This is a genomic window from Stenotrophomonas maltophilia group sp. RNC7 (assembly GCF_030910085.1).
Taxonomy (GTDB): Bacteria; Pseudomonadota; Gammaproteobacteria; order Xanthomonadales; family Xanthomonadaceae; genus Stenotrophomonas; species Stenotrophomonas sepilia.
The window spans coordinates 1-597 of sequence record NZ_JAVFVN010000557.1 but is presented as its reverse complement, the minus strand read 5'-3'; the positions used below and the strand labels follow the sequence as shown (position 1 = coordinate 597).

At 52.9% G+C, this 597-nt stretch carries 2 protein-coding genes; both read right to left on the bottom strand.

Going from position 1 to position 597, the window contains the following annotated elements; all coding sequences use genetic code 11:
* On the bottom strand, nt 1-261 hold a 261-nt coding region (locus RCF13_RS10790; protein WP_308141154.1), incomplete at its 3' end, for a PTS sugar transporter subunit IIA.
* A 61-nt stretch (nt 262-322) separates the two neighbouring features.
* Nucleotides 323-532 carry a hypothetical protein gene (locus tag RCF13_RS10785; protein ID WP_139309258.1) on the bottom strand — a complete coding sequence of 70 codons (210 nt, stop codon included), beginning with the start codon at nt 530-532 and terminating at the stop codon, nt 323-325.
* Nucleotides 533-597 lie beyond the last annotated feature (65 nt).

Below are 597 nucleotides of genomic sequence, written 5' to 3'. Positions count from 1 at the left end.
ATTGACAGGATAGTTCAGAACCGCCAGCGTCGCTCTCGGTCTAACCAGACCATCTATAATAGCGTGTGGCACGGCAATGCCTGCTCCAATACCGGTAGAGCCGAGCTCTTCCCGCTCGAGCAACAATTCCAGTATAGCTTCCGGAGTTGTCCCTGTTCCCCGTGCAACGAAAATAGCCAGATCACGCAAGAGGTCATCTCTGGAAGACGGAGCCAGATTGGTCATTATGTCCTGCGGGCCAATTATTTCAGTCAAGTCCATGGCAACGCTCTTTCAGAACTTTTTGTCGACCCTGAACATCGGGCGAAATGTCCAGTATACTTCATGGTGCCGAAGCCGTTACCGCCAAACGAGCCAGCAGTTCAGCGAAGTGCTCACCGTTTGTTTGCTCGTCAACTGCGAGCTGTTCTTGCAGCAGTTTACCTATGCCTGTCATTGAGGGACTGAGCTTACGGCGATCAGTTTTCGCTGCATCATTTGTTGCGTTGAGATGGCCGGCCGGATCGGGTTTCTGGTTAGCCGTCACTGCCATTTCCCTCAACTGACCGCTTTGCGTCGTTTACTGAACCGCAGGACCAGATAGCCTGACAGACCGGC